General features: G+C 51.1%; 26 protein-coding genes. 10 read left to right on the top strand and 16 right to left on the bottom strand.

Annotation, left to right across the window (positions count from 1 at the left end):
- Window positions 1-6: 6 nt before the first annotated feature.
- Window positions 7-1,572, bottom strand: coding sequence for an FAD-dependent oxidoreductase (locus BDT_RS07130; protein WP_041577313.1), 1,566 nt, complete (start codon window positions 1,570-1,572; stop codon window positions 7-9).
- A 228-nt stretch (window positions 1,573-1,800) separates the two neighbouring features.
- On the opposite strand from BDT_RS07130, the gene BDT_RS07125 reads away from it, so the two are divergent.
- The 4 genes from BDT_RS07125 (at window position 1,801) to BDT_RS07110 (ending at window position 4,927) form a co-directional block, all read left to right on the top strand.
- A complete protein-coding gene (locus BDT_RS07125) occupies window positions 1,801-2,913 on the top strand; it encodes a GGDEF domain-containing protein (protein ID WP_015090575.1) in 1,113 nt (370 codons plus the stop codon).
- A 221-nt stretch (window positions 2,914-3,134) separates the two neighbouring features.
- On the top strand, window positions 3,135-4,001 hold the full coding sequence (locus BDT_RS07120) for a S8 family peptidase (protein ID WP_235046296.1): 867 nt from the start codon (window positions 3,135-3,137) through the stop codon (window positions 3,999-4,001).
- Window positions 4,002-4,037: 36 nt separating this feature from the next.
- Window positions 4,038-4,538 (top strand): thermonuclease family protein, encoded by a 501-nt coding sequence (locus BDT_RS07115; protein ID WP_015090572.1) that lies wholly within the window; start codon window positions 4,038-4,040, stop codon window positions 4,536-4,538.
- Between the two features lie 68 nt (window positions 4,539-4,606).
- Entirely contained in the window at window positions 4,607-4,927 is a 321-nt protein-coding gene (locus tag BDT_RS07110) for a VOC family protein (protein WP_015090571.1), read from the top strand.
- 2 nt (window positions 4,928-4,929) lie between these two features.
- On the opposite strand, the gene BDT_RS07105 is transcribed toward BDT_RS07110, so the two are convergent.
- Complete coding sequence (locus BDT_RS07105; protein ID WP_015090570.1) at window positions 4,930-5,673, bottom strand: substrate-binding periplasmic protein; 744 nt, start codon at window positions 5,671-5,673, stop codon at window positions 4,930-4,932.
- A gap of 231 nt (window positions 5,674-5,904) precedes the next feature.
- Here BDT_RS07105 and BDT_RS07100 point away from each other — a divergent pair, with 231 nt between their 5' ends.
- A complete protein-coding gene (locus BDT_RS07100) occupies window positions 5,905-6,774 on the top strand; it encodes a C1 family peptidase (protein WP_015090569.1) in 870 nt (289 codons plus the stop codon).
- 15 nt (window positions 6,775-6,789) lie between these two features.
- On the top strand, window positions 6,790-7,431 hold the full coding sequence (locus tag BDT_RS07095; protein WP_015090568.1) for an HD domain-containing protein: 642 nt from the start codon (window positions 6,790-6,792) through the stop codon (window positions 7,429-7,431).
- Here the strand turns inward: BDT_RS07095 and BDT_RS07090 are convergent.
- From BDT_RS07090 to BDT_RS07060, 7 genes are all read right to left on the bottom strand, one after another.
- A complete protein-coding gene (locus BDT_RS07090; protein ID WP_235046295.1) occupies window positions 7,428-7,916 on the bottom strand; it encodes a MarR family winged helix-turn-helix transcriptional regulator in 489 nt (162 codons plus the stop codon). The two genes, BDT_RS07095 and BDT_RS07090, sit on opposite strands and share 4 nt — an antisense overlap.
- 88 nt (window positions 7,917-8,004) lie before the next feature.
- A complete protein-coding gene (locus BDT_RS07085) occupies window positions 8,005-8,682 on the bottom strand; it encodes an RluA family pseudouridine synthase (protein ID WP_015090566.1) in 678 nt (225 codons plus the stop codon).
- On the bottom strand, window positions 8,679-9,269 hold the full coding sequence (locus BDT_RS07080) for an RlmE family RNA methyltransferase (protein ID WP_015090565.1): 591 nt from the start codon (window positions 9,267-9,269) through the stop codon (window positions 8,679-8,681). The genes BDT_RS07085 and BDT_RS07080 overlap by 4 nt, the downstream gene beginning before the upstream one ends.
- Before the next feature lie 65 nt (window positions 9,270-9,334).
- Window positions 9,335-10,591 (bottom strand): MFS transporter, encoded by a 1,257-nt coding sequence (locus BDT_RS07075; RefSeq protein WP_158320231.1) that lies wholly within the window; start codon window positions 10,589-10,591, stop codon window positions 9,335-9,337.
- Window positions 10,560-11,399: an ABC transporter permease gene (locus BDT_RS07070; RefSeq protein WP_015090563.1), complete on the bottom strand. Its 840-nt coding sequence runs from the start codon at window positions 11,397-11,399 to the stop codon at window positions 10,560-10,562. The genes BDT_RS07075 and BDT_RS07070 overlap by 32 nt, the downstream gene beginning before the upstream one ends.
- Window positions 11,386-12,219 carry an ABC transporter permease gene (locus BDT_RS07065; RefSeq protein ID WP_015090562.1) on the bottom strand — a complete coding sequence of 278 codons (834 nt, stop codon included), beginning with the start codon at window positions 12,217-12,219 and terminating at the stop codon, window positions 11,386-11,388. Before BDT_RS07065 ends, BDT_RS07070 begins: the two co-directional genes overlap by 14 nt.
- Entirely contained in the window at window positions 12,216-13,094 is an 879-nt protein-coding gene (locus tag BDT_RS07060) for an ABC transporter ATP-binding protein (protein ID WP_015090561.1), read from the bottom strand. The genes BDT_RS07065 and BDT_RS07060 overlap by 4 nt, the downstream gene beginning before the upstream one ends.
- Before the next feature lie 29 nt (window positions 13,095-13,123).
- Here BDT_RS07060 and BDT_RS07055 point away from each other — a divergent pair, with 29 nt between their 5' ends.
- Entirely contained in the window at window positions 13,124-14,170 is a 1,047-nt protein-coding gene (locus BDT_RS07055) for a polyamine ABC transporter substrate-binding protein (protein ID WP_235046294.1), read from the top strand.
- 500 nt (window positions 14,171-14,670) lie between these two features.
- Here BDT_RS07055 and BDT_RS07050 read toward each other — a convergent pair whose 3' ends face one another.
- The 3 genes from BDT_RS07050 to BDT_RS07040 all read right to left on the bottom strand — a co-directional run bounded on the left by BDT_RS07050 (window position 14,671) and on the right by BDT_RS07040 (window position 17,493).
- Complete coding sequence (locus tag BDT_RS07050) at window positions 14,671-14,940, bottom strand: hypothetical protein (RefSeq protein WP_041577309.1); 270 nt, start codon at window positions 14,938-14,940, stop codon at window positions 14,671-14,673.
- A gap of 121 nt (window positions 14,941-15,061) precedes the next feature.
- The gene (locus BDT_RS07045) at window positions 15,062-15,862 is read right to left on the bottom strand and encodes an alpha/beta hydrolase (RefSeq protein WP_015090557.1); all 801 of its coding nucleotides are present in this window, start codon (window positions 15,860-15,862) and stop codon (window positions 15,062-15,064) included.
- Window positions 15,862-17,493 carry an ABC-F family ATP-binding cassette domain-containing protein gene (locus BDT_RS07040; RefSeq protein ID WP_015090556.1) on the bottom strand — a complete coding sequence of 544 codons (1,632 nt, stop codon included), beginning with the start codon at window positions 17,491-17,493 and terminating at the stop codon, window positions 15,862-15,864. Before BDT_RS07040 ends, BDT_RS07045 begins: the two co-directional genes overlap by 1 nt.
- Window positions 17,494-17,705: 212 nt before the next feature.
- Between BDT_RS07040 and BDT_RS07035 the strand changes: the two genes are divergently transcribed.
- From BDT_RS07035 to BDT_RS07025, 3 genes are all read left to right on the top strand, one after another.
- Window positions 17,706-18,521 (top strand): hypothetical protein, encoded by an 816-nt coding sequence (locus tag BDT_RS07035; RefSeq protein WP_015090555.1) that lies wholly within the window; start codon window positions 17,706-17,708, stop codon window positions 18,519-18,521.
- A 233-nt stretch (window positions 18,522-18,754) separates the two neighbouring features.
- Window positions 18,755-20,539, top strand: a complete 1,785-nt coding sequence (locus BDT_RS07030) for a DEAD/DEAH box helicase (protein WP_015090554.1) — start codon at window positions 18,755-18,757, stop codon at window positions 20,537-20,539.
- A 141-nt stretch (window positions 20,540-20,680) separates the two neighbouring features.
- Entirely contained in the window at window positions 20,681-21,442 is a 762-nt protein-coding gene (locus BDT_RS07025) for a hypothetical protein (protein WP_235046293.1), read from the top strand.
- On the opposite strand, the gene BDT_RS07020 is transcribed toward BDT_RS07025, so the two are convergent.
- The 4 genes from BDT_RS07020 to BDT_RS07005 form a co-directional block, all read right to left on the bottom strand.
- Window positions 21,428-22,066 carry a hypothetical protein gene (locus BDT_RS07020; protein WP_015090552.1) on the bottom strand — a complete coding sequence of 213 codons (639 nt, stop codon included), beginning with the start codon at window positions 22,064-22,066 and terminating at the stop codon, window positions 21,428-21,430. The two genes, BDT_RS07025 and BDT_RS07020, sit on opposite strands and share 15 nt — an antisense overlap.
- Entirely contained in the window at window positions 22,066-22,848 is a 783-nt protein-coding gene (locus BDT_RS07015; protein ID WP_015090551.1) for a TIGR02147 family protein, read from the bottom strand. Before BDT_RS07015 ends, BDT_RS07020 begins: the two co-directional genes overlap by 1 nt.
- Before the next feature lie 86 nt (window positions 22,849-22,934).
- A complete protein-coding gene (locus tag BDT_RS07010; RefSeq protein ID WP_015090550.1) occupies window positions 22,935-23,579 on the bottom strand; it encodes a cytochrome b/b6 domain-containing protein in 645 nt (214 codons plus the stop codon).
- Window positions 23,580-23,596: 17 nt separating this feature from the next.
- Window positions 23,597-23,962, bottom strand: a complete 366-nt coding sequence (locus BDT_RS07005) for an STAS domain-containing protein (RefSeq protein ID WP_235046292.1) — start codon at window positions 23,960-23,962, stop codon at window positions 23,597-23,599.
- Window positions 23,963-24,010: the final 48 nt, after the last annotated feature.

The following is a 24,010-nucleotide window of genomic DNA, read 5'->3' as shown; positions in this document are numbered from 1 at the left end:
TCTTTTTTAGGGATGATGATTGCGCTCGTGCTGATTAAAGATTTCATGGATCTTTTTTTCGTCAAACTGGCCGATAGCTTCCTCAACCAAAAGACTTTCCCGATCCCGTCCCAGAGTTAACACCGCCGCCACCTTCTGATCTTCATAATAGGCCACGGCAAAGTCCCGGCTACCGAGATCACCCATCACATCCATTCGATCAAAGCGATCCGAATGCCCGACATATCCCAGACTCAGATCATAGTGTTGTGTCCAGAAGAACGGCACATCCTGAAACTTCACCCGATCGCCCATCATGTTTAGGGCCGCCGTTTGACCCTGGCGTTCAGCGACCTCCCAGTGTTCCACCCGGATCGAGCGCTGACTGTGGGGATCGGGCCACCTTGCGATATCACCGGCAGCAAAGATTCCAGGCACACTGGTTTCAAGGTACTCATTCACCAGCACACCATTTTCAACCCAGCACCCAGCCTGCTCGGCCAGCTGGGTGTTGGGCCGAATCCCCGTTCCAACAATCACGAAGTCACAGTCCACACTTTGGCCATCATCCAGCAGCACACTGCGCTGGCGAATTTCCTTTATCGTGTGCCCCAGATGGAAGATTACGCCGTGTTCTTCGTGCAGTTTGTGCAGCACACTTCCGACGTGAACACCGACGACCTTTAACAGGGGCATTTCCTCTGGCGCCACCACGTGCACTTCCAGATTACGCTGGCGCAGAGCTGCGGCGACTTCAAGACCGATAAAACCGGCACCCACAATCACCACTTTTTGCGCCCACGAGGTGCGACCGATGATGCGCTGACAATCCTGCAAAGTGCGCAGATAGAACACATGATCTTGCTTAATACCTGGAATCGGTGGATGAATCGGCTCCCCACCCGTTGCCAAGAGCAGCCGGTCATAGCGCAAAGTCTTTCCATTTGAAAGAAACACACTGCGCCGGTGCGCATCGATCTTTTCCGCCTTCGTTGAAAGTTCAAAATGAATTTTGTGGGTCTGATAAAATTCCTCTGTTTCCAAAGGCACCCAGTCTTCAGGCACATTCCCGGCCAGATAGTCCTTGGACAGATTCGGACGATCATACGGCAAAGACTTGTCTTCGCTGATGATAGTGATGGATCCGATAAAGCCCTGCTTGCGCAGCATGATCGCGGCTGCGGTCCCCGAAGCGCCCGAACCCACAATGACATATCGCTGAGATTCACTCCATTCGCGCGGGCGCACGGTGCTTTCTTTTTTTCCAGTGACGAACACCTTACCGCCTCGCATTTCCACATTGTAGGCCGAAACGGGATTCAAAGCCGGCGCCTTCAGCGCTTCGCCGGTGCGCAGGTCAAAACAGGCATGGTGCCAGGGACAGTGTACAGTTTCTCCAACCACCAAACCTTCAGCAAGAGGCCCCCCATAGTGGGAACAGGTTGCACCAATGGCAAAGTACTCTTCATCGTGGCGAACCAGGATCACTGGATCTTCACCCACATAACCCAGCAGACTTTTATCTTCGCGCAGCTCGTTTAAGTCCACGCCTCTGCTTAGATTCGGTCCGCTCAACTCTGCACTTCTTCCCATAAGACAGCTCCTTTGAATGCGGATATCATAGTAATTTTCCGCTTCAGGCTGGAGCAGGACCTCGACGAAAATGCTAAAAAGCAACACAGTTGCAATGTAAATAGAATTAAATGTTTTTTTTCGTGTTTCAAGGTGAGACAGAACCACCAAAAAACACCCTTCCCATCTTCAAACAACGCCCAATAAGTCCGATAATAAAGTGTTGTATCCGTGGCCAGGAGGCTTGAGTTGAAACAGTGGGTGAAAAAACTAGTTGATCAGTTTGACATGGACTGGGGCTCGAACAATGGTGGCACTGAAAAGCCCAAGGAAGTTCCAGCCATGAGCGAAGAGCGCGCGACACTGCTCTTCATTCTCGACGTTATGAACAAGCACCTTTTTGAAATTCAAAACCACTCGGTGCGCAAAGTGCGCAACAAGCTGGATAATTTCTCAAAATCACTGGTGAAGCAGGATCATGCGGACACCGAGCGTGTGCTGTTTGAAATCCGTCAGTTTATTTCCAGCTATCGCATTGATGAATACAGCTATGTACAAAACACCTTTGATGATTTTAAACGCATCATCTGGGAATTTGCCGACCACCTAAGCGAAGAGGTCGACGCCGAAGCTTCGGCCAGCGGTGACATCAACCAGAGTCTGGAACAGCTGCGTGAAGCGGTCGAGTCCAACTCTATTGAAGAGCTGCGTGCCAAGTCGCGCGAATTCATCAATTTCTATCTGAAGCATCAAAGCACTCATAACGAACGCCGCTCCAAACGCATGGAGGCGATCAAAAAGAACCTGACCACGGTCAAAAAACAGCTTATGGAGGCCAACACCACCATGAGAAAAGACCACCTGACCGGGGCTCACAACCGCAGAAGCTATGACGAGCAAATCCGCCGTTATCTGCAGTTGCATGAAATCGACAAAGACCCGATGACGTTGATCATTATGGATATCGACTTCTTTAAAAAGATCAACGATTCCTACGGCCATGACATTGGTGACTTTGTCCTGCAGGAATGCGTGCGTCTGATCCAGGAAAGCTTCTCGCGCGAAGAGGACTTCATTGCCCGCCTGGGTGGTGAGGAATTCGCGGTGATCCTGCCGGGTTGTGATGCCCAGGCCGCCGTTCGCATGGCGGAGGAAGCCATGAACCGCATCCGCAAAGAGGTCTTTGTTCACGAAAAGTTTGAAATCCGCTTCACCGTTTCCCTGGGCATTGCCGAAGTGCTGCCGGGCGAAAAGGCCGATGCTTTGTACAAGCGCGCGGATGAGGCCTTGTATGAATCCAAGCAAACCGGACGCAACAAATACACTGTATCCAAGGGTTCTCAGATCAAACGTGTGGCCTAAGGGGCTGTCCAACTTTTAGACAGTCGTCAATAGAACTGTGGTGACCAGAAAAGCCTGAACAATTGTTCGGGCTTTTTTTATGTTCAGATTTTTCTGAACACTCGCAGCGAATTTCCAGTTCAGATTCAATCAACACACTCCCCGTGTTGGCTTCATGCTTGCTTTAGCACTTCAGCATGAAAGCAATTCTGTTTTTAATCACTACAGTTCTGGGGGCCTCGATGAATTCATACTCTCAAGAGAATTCAGAAAAGGATATTGTCGTGGCGATCATCGACACCGGCGTGGATGTAAACCATCCTCTGCTTCGCAATAACCTGTGGGTGAACCCCCGCGAAAAAGACAATATGAAAGATGATGATGGCAATGGATATGCCGATGACCTCCATGGATGGAATTTTGTTTCCAATAACAATGACCTGACCGACAACCACGGCCACGGCACCCACGTGGCGGGTATCATCCAGCAGCGCACCCGTTCGTCGCGCGTGAAGTTCATGATTTTGAAATATTATGATCCGTCGATTCCGGCAAACGACAACCTTATGAACACTGTAAAGGCCATTCGTTATGCCATAAAGATGAAAGCGGATATTATCAACTATTCCGGCGGTGGCGACGAAAGAAGCCCCATGGAAGAGGCAGCCATTCGCGACGCCCAGGAACAGGGCATTCTATTTGTCGCTGCCGCCGGCAATGAAGGACGCAATACCGACCTGGTGGGCTACTATCCTGCGGGATACAAGCTGAACAACATTATTTCCGTGGCCGCCATGGATTCGCAAAAACGCCTGCTGGCCTCCAGCAACTTCGGCACGGGATCGGTGGATATCGCGGCTCCGGGAAAGAATGTGTTTTCAGCCCTTCCTGGAGGCAAGTATGGCTATATGAGCGGCACATCCCAGGCGACAGCGTGGGTCAGTGGCCTTGCCGCCTCGTTGATGCTGAACCGCCCCTGGGAAGCCCTGAATCCGGAAGGCGTTAAAAAAGCCCTGGTGAAAAGTGGTGTCAAAGATCGCCAGCTATCCAGGAAAATCCGTTCTCAGACTCGCATTTCAAACCTGCAGGCGGAATTGAATCTGGAATAGTTGCTAGCGATCACAAAAGGACGCTACAATAAACCCATGTTGAAACCTGCATTGATTCTGCTTCTGCCCCTGATGATCACCGCCTGCTCTGAACGTCTTCAAGCCCGCGAGGTCGCGACCATCAAAGCCTCCTGTGAACATGATGAAAAGACCTTCCGCTGTGTGGAGGTTCTGAAGAACTATGACGGCGACACCCTGACCGTGAATATTCCCAACGTCCCGGCCCTGATCGGAAAAAAGATCAGCGTCCGCGTCTTTGGCATCGACACACCCGAAGTGAAAACGAAAAATAAATGCGAAAAGGAAGCCGGGCGCATTGCCCGTAACCTTGTGACCAGCACCCTGAAAAATGCCAAAAACGTTGAGCTGCACAATGTTCAGCGCGACAAGTATTTCCGCATTCTGGCAGACGTGATGGTTGACGGCAGATCCCTGGCAGACATCCTGCTAAAGAACAATCTTGCTTACGCCTATGACGGTGGTACTAAAAGTCATCCAGACTGGTGCAAGTCTTTGCGGCAGCCGGCCAACAACTAGTTAGTGCTTGTTCGCACACCCCCGCCCTCGTCATTGCGGGGGCTTGGTGCTTTGGCCAGAATAAATCCATGGCACATGAATCTCAAACACAGCGAATTTCTGACTGGCACCGATCCACATTCGGCGGACATATCACCAGCAACGCCCGCGACATTGACACGCGTGACTTCACGCCGTCAGCCAAAGACTCGGATGTGCATTTTCAGGTCGACGGATTGAAGGTGCTCTTGAATGAACTTGCCGGAAAGGGCATTCAAATCGAGGATCAGGTGATAGAAAATGACTTTGGATCTTTTGCCTGGATTCAGGATCCCCAGGGCCAGCGGGTCGAATTGTGGGAACCCGCCCCTTGGCAGAACAATCTGATCAATCTGCCCGAGCCGGACTGAAATCACTTCAGATACTTATCATTGATCCTTTTGACTCCGCCTTCTTTTTTAAACTGTACCAGAGTTTTATTGAATCGCTCTGCCATCTGCTGATGGCTTTTGCCCGCCGCTTTTGAAAAGACCACATAGGACGGGTTTTCCGAAACAACATAAACCTGTTCAAACACGTCCTTGTACCCCATCCTCTTGACCAGAAACCAGAAGGCTTCTTCAGATGCGATGACCACATCAACACGCTTCACATCTGAGGCGCTGAGCTTTTTCACCAGCATCTCTTGAGTGGTGCTGTGATCCAGGCGCAGCTTTTTCTTGAAGGCATCAAAGACCGGCCCATAGGAATAACGGTCATTCACCCCGACCGTCAGTTTTTTGAAGTCCTCAAGGCCGGTGACCTTCACCTTGCGCTTTTTCAGAGCGAAAGCCATGTTGCGGGTGTATGTGACCGGCTCTTCGGTGAAGTAATAAACTTTTTTGCGTTCGTCGGTCATGAATGGCGGAAACAAGGCATCGACTTTGCCGGTTTCAGTCATCACTTCGGCCCGGGGCCAGGGGTAAGTTTCAAACACCGGTTCGACATTCATGCGTTTGCAGATTTCACGGATAATTTCGATGTAGGTGCCTTTGAGCTCCGTTCCTTCGCGATAAACCTTCGGCGGAATATCATCATAGGTGGCAAAGACAATTTTTTCTGCCCGGGCCGACATGGCAAACCACCACACCCCCAGCAATACCAAAAAGCGGGACATACTCATAAACCTACACGTACAAAAAGAGTTGGGACTCAGCATGTATTTGGATTGCCAAATGATCAACTGTTTTTGCCCTCCAACCCGGTGATATCAGGGACAAACCCAAGACAAATACAGACCATAATTCAGTGTCTAAAAAGCGGTGAATCCTGTCGTTTTTACTCTAAAGGGGTGATTTAAAGGGCATCCCCTGCACCGTGGCGCTTTACAGCTGGCAGGAGGCTTGCTTTGGCAATCGGGGTTGAATCCCTTTACACCGGAGTGATTGTGAAGTTGTTAGTAACCCGTCTTTTGTTGACGCTGGGCCTGCTGTGCTCATTCTTTTTGGAAATGGCCCTGGCCAAACAAGTGGACCTGCGCCCACTGCAAACCGAGGTCAAAGATCAAAAACGCCGCGACACTTGTGCGTATTTTGCCGTGTCGGCATTGATTGAATCCACCATCAAAGGCTTCACCGGCCAGGACTATGACATTTCGGAAGAGTACGAAATCTATCGCCACAAGGTGCAGTCCCCGTGGCGTCCTGAGGTGGAGTTCGGTAACACCTATCAATTGCTTTTGAATTTTTCCAACGGCAACAACCTGTATCTGGAAAAAGACCTGCCTTATCAGGAAAGCAGCCTGGATTTCACCAAGCCCTTCACTCCCGAGCAAACCAGCTTCTTTGATCTGCGCCAGCAACAAGTCACCCGTGTCGACTATCGCAGTATTCGCACCAAAATCATCACCCAGATGTGGGTGCGCAAACCCTGGTCAGAACTTTTCATCCAGGAACTGGATGCCAAGCGCCCGGTGGTTGTGACTTTGAAGGTATCCCTGTCCCACATCAACGACCAAAAAGGCACTTTCACGTTCAGCCCGCAAATCAATGCTGACTGTGACAGCGGTAAAATCAACTGCGGCGGCCACGCTGTTTTGATTGTTGGATATGACGACGAACAAAAAGTGTTTATGTTTAAAAACTCGTGGGGTCCAAAATGGGGCAACCAGGGATATGGCTTTGTGACCTTCGATCACGTTGATGGTTATTCAGATCAACCACTGACAGCGTATTTTGACAAACTCACCGGTCCCATGGTGAGAGTCACCGAACCCTAGCTTAAAATTCAAGCCATGAGTGCATTTCAGGAAAAACACTGGCATCACATGTTCAGCAACAAGGCCCGGGTTCTTTACCCGAGCTCGGATCCTGCGCATGACTATCTTCATATTATGCGTGTCGTACACACTGCCAAGCAGTTGTGTCAGGCCGAACACGCCCGCTGGGAAGTCGTGATGCCCGCAGCGTTCTTTCATGATTATATCAACGTTCCCAAAAATGACCCGCGCAGGCCGTACGCTTCAAAGCTTTCCGGAGAAGCGGCGATTGAATATCTGAAGTCGGTGCAATACCCGGAAGAATACTTCAATGACATCCGCCACGCCATCGAGGCACACAGCTATAGCGCCGCCATTAAGCCCGAAACCCTGGAAGCGCGCATCGTTCAGGATGCTGACCGTCTGGACAGCCTGGGGGCCATTGGCATCGCTCGCTGCTTTGCCGTGACGACCCAGCTCAGCCGCCCCTTCTATGCCGAAGAAGACCCGTGGGCTGAAGGCCGCGAACTGGATGACAAAAGTTATGGGATTGATCATTTCTTTTTGAAACTGTTCAAACTGGTGGATCACCTGAACACACCCACCGCAAAAAAAGAAGGCGAACATCGTGTCGCCTTCATCAGAACATATCTGGATCAGATCAAAAGGGAAATCTAGCGGCCGTTGTCTTCACCAAACATCGGCGCTGGGGCTTCCACAATACCGGCTTCGGTGACGAATTCACGCATCAGAATTGCCAAAGACGCGGTTTTTTCCGGTGGCATATTCTGAAGGGTTTCAATCATGTGTTCTTGAATGGTGCGGGGGATTTCGCTGAGTTTTTCCAGACCGGAGGGAGTGAGCGATACAACCACTTTACGGGAGTCTTCTTTCGAGATAGTGCGGGATACAAGGCCTTGCTCTTCGAGCTTCTTGACCACCACAGAAACGGAGCTTTGATGCGTGGTGGTCCTCAATGCCAGGTCATTGATGGAAAGCCCTGGTTCTTCTTTGAGTTTCTTCATCACAAAAATCTGTGCGGCACTCAAACCTAGATCTTTCTCGAACTGACTGGAAGACACGCGAAGGGCTTTGAAGATATGGCGGATATAGTCCATGACTTCACCCACCTCGGACCTGTACTCGGAATAAGTATTACTCATGAAATCAATTAAGTACTATTCGTAGAGATCGTGCAAACGATTTTTATATGTATTGCCATACATGACATTTTGCAAAGCCACACAGAAACTACGACGAAGAGATCTCAATGAACTCCGGCAAGCCTAGAGCTGCGGCTCCATTTGCGTTCGCAAAATCAATTCTGTACGAGCGAAGAGCGATGCGATTGGCAGAAAGCTCCACAGTTGATCCATAAAGTGTGTCGCCCACAATCGGAAACCCATGGCGACTTAAATCAAAACGCAATTGGTGCGAACGTCCAGTAACAGGATTCAAATCCCAGACCTGATATTCACCCTGCATGCCCCGGAAAGCCGCGACAGTAAGGCATTCCTTGCCTTGAGGGCTTTCATACGCCCGACGCTTTCCACGCAGCAAACGACAGCGCCACTCAAATGTGTTCCCCACTTGCGGGCTGAGTTTCAGTTTTTCATTCGGAACGTTGGCGGGAATGTGCGCGTAGCTCTGACCGGTGGTCAAAGCGCGATAAGTTTTTTTTACGGTCTTGTGTTCAAACCACGCATTGGCTTTGCGATGGGCGTCTGCGGTCTTGGCATAAACCACCAGGCCTGACACTTCGAAATCCAGTCGGTTCACCGGATAAATCTGAATCCCCTTTTCCTTCTGCAACGCTGTTCCCAGGCACAGACGGGCATCATCTTCTTCAAAGCGGCTGGGTGTGGAAAGCACACCTGCCAGTTTGTCACAGATGATAAAGTGAGTATTCTCAAATACGATCTGAATCATTTTTTACTAAGGCCTACGAGGAAGATCTCTTTGGAAATCTTGCGGGTGGAGTCCGGCTTCACCGCTTCAACTTTGGCGAAGGTCTTTTTCATTTCATCACGAAGTTTGCCGAAGTCATCACTGTGGAAGAGCTTGCACACGAAATGCCCGTCTTTTTTCAGGAAGCGACGAGCGACGTCCAAAGCCAGCTCACAAAGTTCCATGGACCTTGCCTGATCGGTCATGCGAATGCCCGTGGTCTTTGGTGCCATGTCTGACATCACGATATCAAAGGGAGGTACGAAACCATGTTCTTTGAAGATGTCTTCCAAATTCAAATCGCGAAGATCGGCTTGGATGAAAACAGCGTTCTTCAATTTCACGGTCACGGGGCTCAGGTCCACACCCAGGACACGGCCTCTTTCGCCTGCCATCTTGGAAGCATACTGTGACCAGGATCCCGGAGAAGCCCCCAGATCAAGTACCACCTGACCGGGCTTGAACATTTTGAATTTCTGGTCGATCTCTTCAAGTTTGAAGACGGAACGAGCCGCAAAGTTTTCCTGCTTTGCTTTTCTGAAGTAGTGATCGCGAGGATTGTAAGTCATATCGGAGGGTTATCCAGCGAACCCCCGTCAAAGTCCACCCCTTTTTGGGGCCTCGGTAAAAAGGATTAAGCTTCGCGAGGCTCTTTCACCATGGCCAGCAGAATGCCCCCAGAAACGAATAGGATCAACAATCCGACCATGCCCCAGCGGGAGCTGCCGCTAAGCATGGCGCCAGCTGCCACCACCAGAGGGCCCAAAATAGAGGCAAAGCGGCCGACCAGGTTGAACAACCCAAAGTACTCGCCACTGGCCTCTTTCGGGATCATACGACCAAACATGGAACGGCTGAGCGATTGCACCCCACCCTGCACCAGACCTATCACGGTCGCCAGCAGATAGAAATGCGTCGCCGTCTTCATCTGGGTGGCGGCAATCACGGTCACTCCGTACACCACGATGCAAACCAAAATAGGCATCTTCGCGCCCCAGCGCTTGGTCAAAGTCCCAAAGAAATACGCACAAGGGAAGCCGATAAACTGCGTGATCAAAAGGGCTGCAATCAAATCCTTGGATTCAAAACCGATCGAGATTCCATAATCCACAGCCATGGTCATCACGGTGTAAACTCCGTCGATATACAACCAGTAAGCCACCATGAACATAAACAGATTGCGCTCTCTCATCAGGGCTTTCAGGGTCCCCGTCAACGTGCGCAGGCTTTCCATCGTCAATGCTCCGATACCCTTCACGGATCTTTCACCTGCAGGCTCTGGCACGTTCTTCATCAATGGCAAAGAAAACGCCAGCCACCATACCGACACAATCATGAACGACAGCTTGGTCGCCACGGTCGCATCCGGAATACCAAAACTTAGAGGATAAAGCGCCATCAGCACATTCAGCAGCAGCAGCACCCCGCCCCCCAAATAACCCAGCGAGTATCCGAGTGAGGACGCAAAATCCATGTACTTGTGTTCAGCCACGTAAGGCAAAAGCGAATCATAAAAGACGCTGGCTGCATTGAAAGCCGCCAGAGTGATACCATAGGCCCACAACGCACTGACCCAGTCCCCTTGCGGAATGAACCCCATCCACGCGCATCCCACAACACCAATCAAAGTGAAGAGCATGCAGAAAAGCTTTTTATAGCCTTTCATATCCGCGATCACCCCCAGAGTGGGGCTTAGCAGTGCAATGGCCAGACTTGAAACGGAAATAGTGACACCCAAACGGGCTGTGGAAACAACGGCGTCCGTACCGACGCTCCAGTATTGTTTCAAGAAGACCGGAAAAAAAGCGGCCATAACAGTTGTCGCGTAACCACTGTTGGCCCAGTCATAAAAGGCCCAGCTAAGGATTTTCTTTTTCTGATTTGGATTCATGCTTCCCCCGCGCTTCAAAGAAAACACGGAACGCGGAAGAACGGAAGAAGAAAATCAGCGCCAGCAAAGTCATAACAAACATCAGGCTGGAAAGCGCATTCAGCTTGGGGCTGACCCCCAGTTTCATTGCCGTGTAAAGCTTGACGGGCAGCGTGTCCTGCCCCACTCCATTCACAAAATACGTGATCAGGAAGTCATCAAACGACAACAGAAAACTTAAAGCCCCGCCGCCGATGATCGACGGCACCAGCAACGGAAACACCACCGAACGATAGGTCTGCCACTCGGTGGCCCCGAGATCGCGGGCGGCGTCTTCAAGGCTGCGATCCATTGTCGCAAGCCGTGCCCCGACCGTCATCATCACATAGGAAATACTGAAACTGACATGGGCAATCACCACCGTTGTCAGCCCCAGCTCAAACTGCAAAATAAAGAACAACGACAACAATGAAAGCGCAAAAACGATTTCAGGAAATACCAGCGAAACCACCGACAATCCTTCGACTGCCCAGCGCCAGCCCCCCGCTGAACGGTGCAACCCCACCGCGGCACTGGTGCCAATCACCGTTGAAAGCAGACTTGCTGTCACACCGACCAGCACGCTGTTCTGCAAGGCATCCATCAAGGCCTGATCATTGACGACTTCGCTAAACCAGCGCAGTGTCCAGCTCCAGGAATCCGGCGTCTTTTCAATCAGCGCCCCCAGAATCATGACCAGAATCGGTGTGTGCAGCAAAAGCAGCGTCACCCACAAAACGATTTTCGCCAGTCTGGGCGCCTGAGGACGGCTTCGTTCAATCGCGGGCACGGCGCGCCTCCCACATTCTGAACACCAATGCCAGCACCAGCAACAGCACCATCATCAGGACCGACAACGCCGCCCCGAAAGGCCAATCGCGGGCTTTCAAAAATTGCTCGGTGATCAGATTTCCATAAAGCATATTCTTGGCGCCACCCAAAAGATCCGGGATCACGTATTCACCCAATGAAGGAATGAACACCAGCAAAGATCCCGCCCAAAGGGCTTTTTTCAGATTCGGCAAAATCACCGTGAAAAGAATTTTCCAGACATCGGCACCCAGATCCTGAGCCGCCTCCACCAATGAAAAATCAAACTTTTCAAAAGCGCCGTACAAAGGCAGCACCATGAACGGCAAATAAGTCGTGACCATCCCGTAAAGCACCAGCCACTTGTTCTGAGTCAGTGCAAACGCATCAAAGGGAATTCCCAGCAATGTCAGCCCGGCCTGCAACGGGCCGTCGGCTCCGACAAAAAGACGGATGGCATAAATACGAATCACCAGATTGGTCAAAAACGGCAGGACGATGGCCATGAGATAAAGCTGGCGCAAACGTGTGGAAGAAGTCGCCATGGACCAGGAAACCATCACTCCCAAAACCAGACAAATCCCGGTCGTGATCAGGGCCAGCCTGAAGCTTTCAGCAAAAATCCCCAGATAGGTCGGTGAAAAAGCACGCACATAGTTCGCTATGGTCCACGACCACTCAATACCACCGTAAGTTCCACGGGTGGCGAAACTCACAATGCCGACGATGATCAGCGGCAGCAGCACAAAGACCACAAACCACAACCCCGCCGGCAGAAGGAACAAATCTCTTAATTTCACTTTTCACGCTCGCCAAAGACCATGGCACGGCGAACGTAGGCTTCGATGCTCATGCCCAGACGGATCTGATCCGGTGGCACGTTGATTTTACCTTTGATAAGACTGCCATCACCCAGACGAATGGTGGCCAGATCCTCACTGACCTCCACCAGTTCCCCGCGCAACAAGCTGGTGGATTCCACAAATTGAGAGGCAAAGATGGTTTCAGGATTTTCGTAAATCTCGCGCGGTGAACTGACTTGTTCCAAAACCCCACGGCTCATGATGCCGATACGGTCGGACAGCGCCAAAGCTTCTTCCTGATCGTGGGTCACACAGATGAAGGTCAAACCCAGCTTTTGTTGCAAAGCGCGCAGTTCCTTTTGCATGTGTTCACGCATGCGGTAATCCAGCGCCGACAAAGGTTCATCCAGCAAAAGCACGCGGGGTTCATTCACCAAAGCTCGGGCCACGGCCACACGCTGGGACTGCCCGCCGGACAACGTTTCAGGCTTGCGGTCACGGAATTCACCCATGTCCACCAAGGCCAGCACTTCAGCCACCTTGGCCTCGATCTGATCTTTACCCAAACCTTTCAGGCGCAGACCATAGGCGATGTTTTCCCCCACCGTCATGTGCGGGAAAAGAGCATAGCGCTGAAAGACCATGTTAAAGGGACGTTTTTGAGCGGGAAGATGATCCACGCGCTGACCATCCAGCAGAATCTGCCCGGAAGTGGCGCCTTCAAGACCGGCAATGATACGAAGAAGTGTTGTCTTTCCACATCCACTTGGACCCAACAGAGAAAAGAACTCCCCTTCCCCAATGGAAAGGTTGATTCCCTTCAGGGCCGTTTGACTGGAAAAACTCTTGCCGATATTCAGAAGTTCCAACATGCTTCTAACAATAAGAAGGAAATAAAAAAATGTCGAGAATATTGATGGCCGGCCTGGCTCTTTGTGGGTTGCTGGCGGGATGTACAAAAAAGTCTGCTGAAGTTTCTGAAGCCAAAGAAGTCAACCTGTCCATCTGGGGCAACTATCTTTCCCCGGAACTGCAGGCTCAGTTCGAGAAAGAAACCGGCATCAAGATCAATATCTCCAACTATTCCTCGAATGAAGAACTGCTGGCAAAAGTTCAGATGGGGTCTTCCGGCATCGACGTGGCCGTGCCTTCCGACTATATGGTTGAAGTCATGTCCAAAATGAATCTGCTGGAAACACTGAAGCAAGATCAGATTTCAAACAAAACCCTGATTGATCCTCAGTTCCTGAAACAGAACTACGATCCCGAGAACAAGTTTTCGTTACCGTACATCTGGACAACTGCGGGTATCGCCGTGAACCGCGATCTTTACAAAGGCCCGATCAAAAGCTGGAAAGATCTTCTGGAAAACCCACAGCTGAAAGGCAAATTCGCCCTTTTGGATGACGTGCGCGAAACCCTGGGCGCCGCCCTGAAAATGAACGGCTTCAGCGTGAACAGCACCAACCCTGAAGAAATCAAAAAAGCCAAAGACACACTGCTGAAGGCAAAAAAGAACGTAAAAATGTTCGCCTCTGACACCATCGACATCCTGAACAACAAGGAAGTCGCTGCCGCCCAGACCTATTCCTCGGACGCCCTTCAAGCCGCAGACAAGTCCCCAGGCAAAATCGAATACATCATCCCTACCGAAGGCGGAACCTTCACCATCGACAACCTGGTCATCATCAAAGGCGCCAAACACCCCGAAGCCGCCCACAAGCTGATCAACTTCCTGCTAAGTGAACAGGCAGAAATCAACCGAGTAAAAACAATCTTGGGCGGTCCTGTCCTGAAAAACACCAAAGCATCCCTGCCAAAAGAAATGCAAAACAACAGCGCACTGTTCCCGGATGAAGCGACTCTAAAAAAACTAGAACGAATCCAGGACCAAGGCGAGAAAAACAAGCTCTTCGAAGACTCTTGGACAGAAATTAAAACTCACTGATTGTGGGTTCGTCAGTTGCCGGGTGGCGCGGGGTTTGGCTGGGGTCTTGAGGGATCCCGCCTCCACGGTACGCCATCCGGACTCAGTTGCCGCTCGTCCCCTTCGGGGCCGAGTTCGCGCCATCCGGGCGCCGGCAAAGACCGCTGCGGCGGGCTCCCTCAAGTCCCCATCCAAATTGTTCCATTCGGAAATATCTAACAATCAGTGGATTCTTAACTGCGCAGGCACGCGATGTTCGGTGCCAAGTACGGCAGAACTTCGAAGCGCATTGTTTTTGAGCGCAGGTAAACGACGATATGCCTTTGAACCGATTTCTTTGTGATGAGATGTTCGGAAGTAGTTTCTGAATTGATTGGGACAACGCAAATTTGCTGGTGAGCTTGGACAGTGCCAGCGCGAAGGGGGCTTTGTCGGCGCCCGGACGGCGTCCCCCGCAGCGCTGGGACTGGCCAAGTTCGCAAGCAAATCCCCGCGCTAAGACGGACAAGGCAATTCAGGAACTACTTCCGAACAGCTTCCTCAGCGATGACTTCGACCTGTTCGATGGCCGCATCGTTGTGGACTCTTGAGTCTTCGCTGCGAAGTTCGGAGTACAAACAAGCGACTCCGATGACGGTCAGAATCAAGCCCGTGCCTATGTATAAGGTCACGCTTCTTCTGCTTTGGTTAAAGAGGAAGTAACAAAGGCCGATCAAGATCAGGATCGGGCCTAACACTGCTGTTGAGGCAAGCACCTGCCTGAGCGCAAATGCGCCAAGCTCCGTATTCATAACCACCACCTACGTTCAATTATTTTGGTTATTTCGTATAACTTTTCGGCAGGACTTTGATAGAGCTAAAGGGGGTTGCAGTAAATTCCCCACCTGGGGGATAAATCGTAATACTGACGGCTCAAAGTGAAATTTGTGACAGCCAGACATCCGGTTTCGAGACAATTGTGAGGTGATTTAAGCCTTCCACCCTACGAATGTTCGCTCCGGCCTCAGTAAAAAGATCCACATGGCGCTGCGGGATGATGAGTTCATCCTGATCGGCCACCACGACTTGCACCGGTGGCTGCATCTTCTGAAGATCCGCCATGATATTTTCCGACGGCGTCACTGCCGCCAGATAAGCCGCACTGTAAGTCAGCTTTTCCTGACCACTGATGAATTCCGCTGGCATGTTGACTTTAAAACCGCCATTGCCATCAGGTGAAATCCATCCGCCGAAGTCCTCACGGAAAACATTCAAGCTGGGCGGCAGATACGGCGAGATCGCCAGGAATTTGGCGAACTGCTTGCGGATGTCAGACACCGCCACACGCAATACGAAGCCGCCACCCAACGAGTGCCCGGCCAGTACTATGCGCGAAACCGCGCGGGTCATTTTAATGTGAATGACAAGCTCTTCAAGATCGATTTCAAATTGATGCTGCGATTGGGGATCTGCCGCATTCAAGCTGGCACCGTGACCGCGCAGATCCGGGGTCACAACGGTTCCAAGGCCAGCTTGGGCCATGGCGGAAGCCAGTACACACATGTACCTGCTGTCACTGCCCACCCCATGATACAGAACAATCAAATTGTCCGACCATGCGGGGTAAACACGATAAGACAGAACATCCCCCTGGCGGGTGCGAAAAGTTTCAAGCGGGGACAGTTTTCCCAGCGGGATTTTGAAACTTTTCAGATCCAGGATTTTGCCAGTCATTAAGCCATCTGCTCTTGCTGTTTTTTGTGGTGATAGTATTCGTAGTCGCCGTCATAGATGCGAATCTGATTCTTGTCGACTTCAAACACTCGGGTGGTCACTTCGCGCAGGAAGTGACGATCATGCGATACGATCATCACTGTGCCCGGGAAGTTCTTGATCGCATCAAGAAGCAATTCACGGGATTTGATGTCCAAGTGATTCGTCGGCTCATCCAGAATCAGCAAATTCACCGGCTGCGCCAGAATGCAGGCCAGAACCACACGGGACTTTTCACCACCCGACAGGATCGAGATCTTTTTCTCGGCTTCTTCACCCGAGAATTTGAAAGCACCCAGCAGGCTTCGCACCGTGCCCATCCCGGCATTCGGAATGCGAGAGTGAACCTCGTCAACAATTGTCATTTTCGGATCAAGAACATCCAAAGAATTCTGAGAGAAGTACCCCAGACTGATAGAAGCACCCAAAGTCATTTTTCCTTCGGTGGCTTCAGCGTGACCCGCGATGATTTTAAGCAATGTGGATTTACCCGCACCGTTCACACCTACAACCGCAATACGGTCCTGACGTTTCACCAGCGCATTGGCACCAGAAAAGACAAGCTTTTCCTTGCCGTCATCACGTGTCCAGATTTTGGAAAGGCCTTCCAGCTTCACAACCTCATCCCCGCCACGCGCAGGCACCGGCCATTCAAACTTGATTTCAGCTTCCTCATCCGGAACTTCAATACGATCGATTTTTTCAAGTTTCTTCACACGGGACTGCACTTGCGCTGCGTGGGAAGCACGGGCCGCAAAGCGGGCAATGAATTCCTCTTCCTTTGCCAGCATGTCCTCTTGACGTTTTGCTGCAGCAATCAGCTGTTCTTTTCTGATGTCCCGCTCTTTTTCGTAGAAGTCATAGTTGCCACCGTAAACCGTAATGGTTTTATTGGCGATCTCGACGATCTTGCCAACCAGGCGGTTCATGAAGTCACGATCGTGACTTGTCATCAGGATCGCGCCCTTGAAGTTCACCAGCCACTCTTCCAGCCAGACGATGGATTCCACGTCCAAGTGATTCGTCGGCTCATCCATCAGCAAAACTTCTGGGTTCAATGCCAAGATCTTTGCCAAAGCAATACGCATTTTCCAACCGCCCGAGAAGCTTTCGCTGGGGCGATGATAATCATCCGGACCGATACCAAGACCGGTCAGGATTTCCGCAGCGCGGGATTCAAGGTCATAACCACCCAGGCGTTCGAATTCGCCCTGCAGTTCACCGTAGACCTCCAGAATCTTCATCATTTCATCCGGATCCAAATCCGGGTCCGCAAGCTTGGCTTCACATTCCTGCATGCGCACTTGCATGTCGCCGATGTTGCCCACCGCAGATTTGACTTCTTCGATAGCGGACTTCCCCTTCATCTCTTCGATGTTCTGGGAGAAGTAACCGATCACAGTGCGATCCGATTTGGAAATAGTGCCGCCGTCGATGCCCTCTTCGCCCATAATGATGCGGAAGATGGTGGTTTTACCGGCGCCGTTGGGGCCGACCAGACCGATTTTCTCTCCGGCATTGATCTGGAAAGATCCGTTGCGATAGAGGACTTTGTTACCCTGCTGCTTGGTGATATTTGATAAATGAATCATAGGTCCTTCGTATAACTTTTTTTGCTTCTGAAGGCTTCAAAAATTTCGGGAAAATCTGCCTTCTTTTTTAGCACCACTCAGAGTCTACACAAAAAATCACAAATTCGGGAATTTTCTGGTCCAAATCCCTAAGAGATATCAAGGACTTCGCCAAATATAGACCCGCCTCACATGGTCCCGACGTTGCTCTGGTAAGGCTGCGGGGGTTACACATGATCGCAACAAAGAACCACACAGCAGTTAAAAACAATACAATCGGTGCCGCCTTGATTTCACTCGTTGTTCTGTTCACAGGTTGTGCAAATTCCAGTCAATTTCCAGTCACCAGTCTGGATGATTCAAACCAAAGTGCAGGGGTCACTGATCCCGGCAGCACCGATCCGGGTGATGATACAGACACCGGTGTGACACCCACACCAACGCCGACCCCAGAGCCTGAACCAGAGCCCGGCTACAAGATGCAGGCCCTGGCTTGGGAAAGCACCAAATACCCCGAGCGCACCGAATGGTCCAAATTTCTGCAAGAGCTTATCCTGAACGAATGGAGCAGCCTGCTTCCCGGTGCTGATGACATCACCACGTTCTGCCCGAAATACAACACTCTGGACAACAACCAACGAGCCAATGCCTGGGCTCAGCTTTTTGTCGCCATCGCAAAATATGAGAGCGCCTACAGTCCCGTGTCGCGCATGCAGGAAACCACCATGGGATCGGACCCGGTTACCGGCAAGGCGGTGTATTCCGAGGGGCTTTTGCAGCTTTCCTATCAAGACGTACAATGGGCGCGCTATTGCAAATTCGACTGGCAAAAGGATAAAAACCTGGCTGCCACCGATCCAAAGAAAACCATTTTGGATCCCTATATCAACCTGCACTGCGGAGTCGGCATCATGGCTGGCCAAATCAAAAGTAAAGGTCGTATTGTCGTAAGTTCAGGGGTGTATTGGGCGGTGATCAAATCCGGCGGAAAGTACCAACAAATCAACAACATCGCGGCTATCGTCAAGACCCTTCCCTTGTGCAAATAGTTCATTATTCTCGGAAATTCGGAAATATTAAAAATATATAAAGCTTTTCGCGCCAAGATCGACTATCTTGGCGCATCTTTTTGAAGTGGGCTTGGATCTGCCGCAAGCAGTGCGGTATCAATGCACATATGGTGTTTTTTATTTGAGACCACTTCCTATTACCTGAAAGGTCTCTAATGACTCCGTTAACAACCGTAGATAATTTTGAAAACTTTGGACTGAGTGCACCCGTAATGGCTGCGATGGCAGACATGGGCTTCACCACTCCAACTCCGATCCAGCGTCAGGCTTTGCCGATTCTGCTGGCTGGTGCCAATGACTTTATCGGTCTGGCATCCACTGGTACGGGTAAAACCGCTGCCTTCGGTATCCCGCTGATTGAAAACATCGACAGCACCACCAAAGACACTCAGGCTCTTGTCCTGAGCCCAACGCGTGAGCTGGCTCTGCAAGTGGCAGAACAGCTGACTTTGCTGGGTAAGAAAAAAGGCGTTCGCGTAGTAACCATCTACGGTGGCGCTTCTTACCGCACACAGATCGACGGTGTTAAACGTGGCGCGCACATTGTTGTGGCGACTCCGGGCCGTCTGGTTGATTTCCTTGAACAGAAAATGATCAAACTTCAGAGCGTTAAAACTGTCGTTCTGGATGAAGCTGACGAAATGCTTTCCATGGGTTTCAAAGAAGCTCTGGAAACAATTCTTTCTGCAACTCAGCCGGAAGATTCTGACTCTGTACGTGCGGCTTGCCGTACGTGGTTGTTCTCTGCAACCATGTCTTCTGAAGTTCGTCGTTTGACTTCCACTTACCTTGAAAACCCTGAAACTGTATCTGTGAACAAAGTGGGCGGCACTGCTGACACTATCGAGCAGATCTACTACACAGTTAAAAACTCCTACAAAACAGAAGTGATTGCACGCTTGCTGCAAACTGCTCCGGAATTCTATGGCATCATTTTCTGCCAGACGAAAATGGAAGTGGCAGAGCTTGCTGACATTCTGACCCAGCGTGGATTCCCGGCGGATTCTCTGCACGGTGACAAGTCCCAGCAGGAACGTGAAGCGACTTTGAAGAAATTCAAACAGCGTCAGGTGAAAGTGATCGTGGCAACAGACGTTGCTGCCCGCGGTCTGGACATCAAGGATCTGACTCACGTTGTGAATCACTCTTTGCCTTGGGATTCTGAATCTTACGTTCACCGTATCGGCCGTACCGGTCGTAATGGTCAAAAAGGAACTGCAATCACTTTGGTGAATCCAGAGCAACTGACTCTTCTTCGCCGTGTGATGCAAAACACGAAAGCCGTTTTGACCAAAGGTGTTGTTCCTTCTGCTGATGAAGTGGCTGGTCTGAAAATCAAAGACGTTATGGATAAAGTCAGCACAATGGACGCTGAATCCGTGCCATTGCAACTGGCGATGGACCTGATCCAGGATCTGATCCAGGCTGAAGACATCAACTTCAAAGAGCTTTCCAAAGAAGAGCTTCTGGGTCGCTTTATCGCGGCTTACTTCCCGAACGTGTTCGTGAAGAAAGATCTGATGCTGGACTACATGGGCGACCGCGTTCCTCGTGAATTGTTGCCACGTGATCCAAACGACAACCGCTTCTCTCGCGGCCGTGGTGGTGATCGTCGTGATGACCGTGACGATTCCCGTGCCCGCCGTCCATTCGGTGGCGGCCGTGGCGCCAGCGCCCCTGCCCGTGGCTTCCGTTCTGAAGGTGCTCGCGCTGAGTTCAACGGAGGCGAAGTGCGTGCAGAAAGAACTGAAAGACCGGTTTTCCGTGACCGCCCGGAAAGAACTGAACGTCCTGAGCGCAGCGAACGTGCTGAACGCGCAGAGCGTTCCGAGCGTTCTTACCGTGCTTCCGGCAACAGCGACTCTCGTCCGCCTCGCGCTGAACGCAGTGAGCGTTCTGAGCGCCCTCAGCGTTCCGAGACAGACCGTCCAGAGCGTCGTGGTGACCACCCAGGCATCAAACGCTTCCGTGGTCCTAAACGTCAGTTCCGCGACTAATAACATCATTGTCTCGTTCTGAGACAGCGCAGTTTTGTCACGACAGTGTGATATTTCTGAACAAGAGCAGACTCTAAGAGTCTGCTCTTTTCGTTTTGAGACTCCGGCATCATGCTTGCTTTGCAATGTTTCGGAGACATTATGAGACAATTCTTAACGGCACTAATCATATTTAGTCTGGGACTGCCGGCCTTTGCGGAGACCCGCAAGACATTGCGATCCGACGGAGCCCGGGGCGTCTGCCTTGGCTGTGAAGACCGTGGCGACAAATCCGTGGATCAGATCCGCGCCCTTCGTTCCGCCGTGGGCGGCGATCAATCCTATAAAGACATCTACAAATACAACTACAACAAACAGAAAGACCGCAAGGTTGCCGAGGCCTGCAGCAACATGGTCACCAATGCGGGATATGGCCGCTGGGGTCAGCATATTCTGAACATCCTGAATGAACGCGAGTATCCGAACTTGTTTGACGGCACCCCTGACCTGGTCAGCCTGTGCCCGGCCTTCCCTCAATTGGGTCCGGAGGAAAAGAAAGTGATCTTTGTCGCCATCATGAATGTCATGGTTCTGGGTGAAAGCACGTGCGGAGTGGGCTCTCACACCGCGAAGGGTCCCAATGGAACCGCCGTGGGTATATTGCAGCTTCATCGCGGCGCGGAAGCCTCTTACGAAAGTGAAGGTCGACACGGTCATGGCCCTGAAATCGGCTGTAAAAATGGCGACGGCGAAAAACCGGAAAGTTCTTTGAAATGCGGCCTGCACTTGCTTGATATGCAGTTTGCCGGCAAAGGCGAATTGTTCAGCAGATCATCCCACTGGGAGGTTCTGCGACCTCAAGGCCGCAAACAGAAATACAAGTGGACCAAAAAAATTGTCAGTGAACTATCAATTTGCAAATAACAAAATCTTACGCCACTGATGCTGAAGTTCCGGATCCTGCATCAACTGGCTGTAGGAACGATCTGAAAACAGCACCCCTACAAACTTTCGCACCGGCAGACTGACCGTGCTGGCCGACCGCGCATCAAAGTGGTGATAAAGTATCTCGTGCACAACCAGCGCTGCCTGTTGATCCGTCGACATGATATTCCACAATGGGCGGTGGATAAAAATCTGATTCTTTTTCCGCACAGCCAGTTGAACCAGCTTCGCCGGATCCACGTCCGGAAGTTTTTCAAGATCCGTCGTCATCTGAAGTTCATTTCGGGTGAATTCCCAGCGTAAATCATTCAAAGACAACACCAGCAGCAAATGCAGTTCCGGGGAAAATCGCTCCAGGTCCGCCAGCTTCCGCGCAATCAACTGTACCGGAAAGTCCTTGGGAAGATTCACGCGCAAGTCCCAATAAGTTTTTTCAGAATAAGAACCGCCAAAGAAGGGCTGATCAACGGACGCTTCATAAAGATCCAGCAGCACCACTCCCCGATCTGTCAGCACACCCTTGCCGCCATTGCTTTCGCGATAGGCATGAGCGGAAAAACTCAACAGCGTCAAAGAAATGGCAAGTACCAGCAGGGCTTTCACTATTCCTCCTTGTTCAGCGGATATAACGACAGGCTCAACTGAAACACCTGATCCTTGGTTTCGCTTTCGGACAGAAAAAGACCCAGCTTGCGCCGGAATGCTTTGATCATTTGTTTGGCTTCGTGCAATTTGCGCGAATCTGTTGCCACCAGAATCGAAGACTGATCACGATGCCCCAGTGACAGGTCCTGCAAGGCCTGTACAGAACGCAACAACACCGCCTTCTGAAAACGGCGGTGCGCTTCGGACGCCGCCACATCACTTAAAATATCCGTGGTGAATCCGTCCGAGATGTCGATCCAGGTGCCATCGTTTTCTATCCGCAGCAAGCCCACGGCCTGCAACCGGTCAATACACTCCTGCGCCTGAGAAACCGGGATCCCCATCACCACAGCCACCCATTGCACATCCGGCTGAAAGCTTTTCAGCTTTAATAGCTCCAAAATGTGATAGTGCTGGGGATCGGAGATGATCTTAAAAGTCTCCAGAGGGATCTTCTGAAGCTTCACCATATTGTTTTTCGCGCGCCGGGTGTGGCGTCGGTATTTCTGCAACTCGGCTTTTTTGAAAGCTTCAATGGCCTGGTCGCTCAGTTGAATCTTGCGCCCGATCGCTTCGACCAGTTCGGGATGGATGGGACGTTTGCCGCGCAGGATTTTTGACAGGCGGGAGTCATCAATCCCGATATAACGCGCGTAAGCCCGCTGGGAAAAATGACGGTCACCGGCGCGTTTTTCTTTGTAGTGATCTTTCAGGACATCGACAAAGTTTTTGGTGTTCATGCCAAGATCAGATCAGGCGCTGATCGGCAAGGCAATCACAGTGCGGGTGCGCAACCTTAAGTGTTTGCAACCCGCGAAACAGAAAATCAGTCTTTCGGACCACCATGAATCATATCTGAAACCAGTCCCTTGTCCTGACGGTTTTCCGCGATGACCAAACCCAGAATATGCCCAACAACAAATGCAGTAAAGAACCACATCATCAGTTCGTGGAATTCTTTAACCGGATTCAGAGCTTCTTTGCTGATACCCAGCTCGGTTTTAAAATACATCACCACACCAGACACCACCATAAAAACGGTGACCAGATAAAACAGCGCATAACCCGTCTTAACAATCGTATAGTGAAGTGCATTGGCCTTCTGCCCTGCCGGGACTTTACGCAGATTCCAGGCGCTTTGCGCCGCATGCGTAGCCGGGCATTTTTTAACCGCAAAAATTCCCACCAACACCCGCACCAGCATCAGCCCCCCCAAAGTGAATCCCAGCACATAGTGCCAGTCCCACATAGGCGTGCGAATGCCAATGGCGATATCCTTGGCCAGATCCGGCGTGATGGCGGCGCCTGCCTCCTGCATTTTACTTTCGATTAAAGCGGCGTTCGTGCGCCAGCTAAGAAAGGATTTGCGCAAAAATGCGGTCCCCAAAAGCCCCAGAATCACCAGAGCATTGAACCAGTGCCAAAGACGCAAACTTAATGGCTGATACTTTTTGAAGCTGTAGTTATTCATGAGCTCACACTAGCACGTCAGCCTGCGCGGCTGAAGGACAAAAGCGCGGTCTTCAAATCCTCAGCAACTTCCAACCCCCGGATGACTCCCATGCGCACCAGGCGTTCGCGCAGGTTTTCACGCAACGAACACAACCTGATTTCGGCAGGCTTCAGGCGGATCTCCCTTTGCACCTGCGCCAGCCACGGGATGGCGTCGGCACTGATGGACTCGACATCCTGAAAGTACAGCACGACACAACTGACTTCGCGTTTGGCCAGCAGCTCCTGACGGCAAGCCTCCAGGGCCGGCAAAACCGGGGTGTTGATCTCGCCAGAGAAGCTCACCACCAGCATTTTATTTTTCTGGTTAAAACTATACTGAAACGACTTCTGATCTTCCAACGTACAACTCCTAGAAATCGGCTTCTTTATTTTCCCTATGGTAGCACA

It is taken from the genome of Bdellovibrio bacteriovorus str. Tiberius (assembly GCF_000317895.1).
Taxonomy (GTDB): Bacteria; Bdellovibrionota; Bdellovibrionia; order Bdellovibrionales; family Bdellovibrionaceae; genus Bdellovibrio; species Bdellovibrio bacteriovorus_F.
This window is presented reverse-complemented; position numbering and strand designations above follow the sequence as displayed.

What these genes read in the sequence shown, in the direction of transcription:
- BDT_RS07130 (WP_041577313.1), bottom strand. Translation starts at nt 1,572, where the DNA reads ATGGGAAGAAGTGCAGAGTTGAGCGGACCGAATCTAAGCAGAGGCGTG.
- BDT_RS07120 (WP_235046296.1), top strand. Translation starts at nt 3,135, where the DNA reads ATGAATTCATACTCTCAAGAGAATTCAGAAAAGGATATTGTCGTGGCG.
- BDT_RS07115 (WP_015090572.1), top strand. Translation starts at nt 4,038, where the DNA reads ATGTTGAAACCTGCATTGATTCTGCTTCTGCCCCTGATGATCACCGCC.
- BDT_RS07110 (WP_015090571.1), top strand. Translation starts at nt 4,607, where the DNA reads ATGGCACATGAATCTCAAACACAGCGAATTTCTGACTGGCACCGATCC.
- BDT_RS07105 (WP_015090570.1), bottom strand. Translation starts at nt 5,673, where the DNA reads ATGTCCCGCTTTTTGGTATTGCTGGGGGTGTGGTGGTTTGCCATGTCG.
- BDT_RS07095 (WP_015090568.1), top strand. Translation starts at nt 6,790, where the DNA reads ATGAGTGCATTTCAGGAAAAACACTGGCATCACATGTTCAGCAACAAG.
- BDT_RS07090 (WP_235046295.1), bottom strand. Translation starts at nt 7,916, where the DNA reads ATGAGTAATACTTATTCCGAGTACAGGTCCGAGGTGGGTGAAGTCATG.
- BDT_RS07085 (WP_015090566.1), bottom strand. Translation starts at nt 8,682, where the DNA reads ATGATTCAGATCGTATTTGAGAATACTCACTTTATCATCTGTGACAAA.
- BDT_RS07080 (WP_015090565.1), bottom strand. Translation starts at nt 9,269, where the DNA reads ATGACTTACAATCCTCGCGATCACTACTTCAGAAAAGCAAAGCAGGAA.
- BDT_RS07075 (WP_158320231.1), bottom strand. Translation starts at nt 10,591, where the DNA reads ATGAATCCAAATCAGAAAAAGAAAATCCTTAGCTGGGCCTTTTATGAC.
- BDT_RS07060 (WP_015090561.1), bottom strand. Translation starts at nt 13,094, where the DNA reads ATGTTGGAACTTCTGAATATCGGCAAGAGTTTTTCCAGTCAAACGGCC.
- BDT_RS07055 (WP_235046294.1), top strand. Translation starts at nt 13,124, where the DNA reads ATGTCGAGAATATTGATGGCCGGCCTGGCTCTTTGTGGGTTGCTGGCG.
- BDT_RS07050 (WP_041577309.1), bottom strand. Translation starts at nt 14,940, where the DNA reads ATGAATACGGAGCTTGGCGCATTTGCGCTCAGGCAGGTGCTTGCCTCA.
- BDT_RS07045 (WP_015090557.1), bottom strand. Translation starts at nt 15,862, where the DNA reads ATGACTGGCAAAATCCTGGATCTGAAAAGTTTCAAAATCCCGCTGGGA.
- BDT_RS07040 (WP_015090556.1), bottom strand. Translation starts at nt 17,493, where the DNA reads ATGATTCATTTATCAAATATCACCAAGCAGCAGGGTAACAAAGTCCTC.
- BDT_RS07035 (WP_015090555.1), top strand. Translation starts at nt 17,706, where the DNA reads ATGATCGCAACAAAGAACCACACAGCAGTTAAAAACAATACAATCGGT.
- BDT_RS07030 (WP_015090554.1), top strand. Translation starts at nt 18,755, where the DNA reads ATGGCTGCGATGGCAGACATGGGCTTCACCACTCCAACTCCGATCCAG.
- BDT_RS07025 (WP_235046293.1), top strand. Translation starts at nt 20,681, where the DNA reads ATGAGACAATTCTTAACGGCACTAATCATATTTAGTCTGGGACTGCCG.
- BDT_RS07015 (WP_015090551.1), bottom strand. Translation starts at nt 22,848, where the DNA reads ATGAACACCAAAAACTTTGTCGATGTCCTGAAAGATCACTACAAAGAA.
- BDT_RS07010 (WP_015090550.1), bottom strand. Translation starts at nt 23,579, where the DNA reads ATGAATAACTACAGCTTCAAAAAGTATCAGCCATTAAGTTTGCGTCTT.